The 737-nt window shown below is 63.6% G+C and carries 1 protein-coding gene; it reads right to left on the reverse strand.

Annotation, left to right across the window (positions count from 1 at the left end):
• The coding region (locus AC1DY5_RS57620; RefSeq protein ID WP_478123039.1) for a PAS domain S-box protein at positions 1-716 on the reverse strand (716 nt) is incomplete at its 3' end.
• Between the last annotated feature and the right edge of the window lie 21 nt (positions 717-737).

A 737-nucleotide genomic window follows, 5' to 3' on the forward strand; every position in this document is an offset into this window, starting at 1 on the left:
TCGGCCAGGTCCGCGCTGGCCATCACATGGCGGTTCAACAGGTCACTGCGAAGCAGACGCAGCGATTCCTGGACCACGTCGTTGATGTCCAGAAGATCGTGCTGCGCGTCTTCCTTCCTGAGCATGGATCGCAGCCGCTGAATCACTGCGCCGGCGCGGTGATCGCACTTGACGATGTCGGACAGAATCTCGGCAAGCTTGTCGACGCGCGGCGGGCTTTGCGCGAGAAAGCGCTGCGCCGCCTGCGCATTGCTCAGAATGGCCGTCAGCGGCTGGTTGAGTTCGTGCGCGAGAGATCCGGACAATTCCCCCAACATCGCGACCCGCGACAGGTGCGCGAGCTCGTCGCGCTGGCGGGCTGTCGTCCGTTCGACGCGTCTGCGTTCGGTGACGTCGACGACCGAGGCCAGGATGAACAGCCCCTCACCGGTCGACATCGGACTGAGTGCGACCTCTACCGGGAATTCGCCTCCATCATTGCGACAAGCGAACAGCTCGCGCCCGGCTCCCATCGCCCGCGTCCGCGGGTCCTTGCCGTATGACTCTCGCAGGCCGACATGGGGACCGCGAAAGCGTTCAGGAATCAGCATCTCGACAGGCTTCGCGACGAGATTTGCACGCGAGTAGCCGAACATGGCTTCCGCCTGCGCGTTGGCCAGCGTGATCATGCCCTGATGGTCCACCAGAAGAATGGCGCTGGGAACGGCTTCGACCACGGTGCGAAAACGCAGTTCGCT

Source organism: Variovorax sp. P4_D9, from assembly GCF_056401695.1.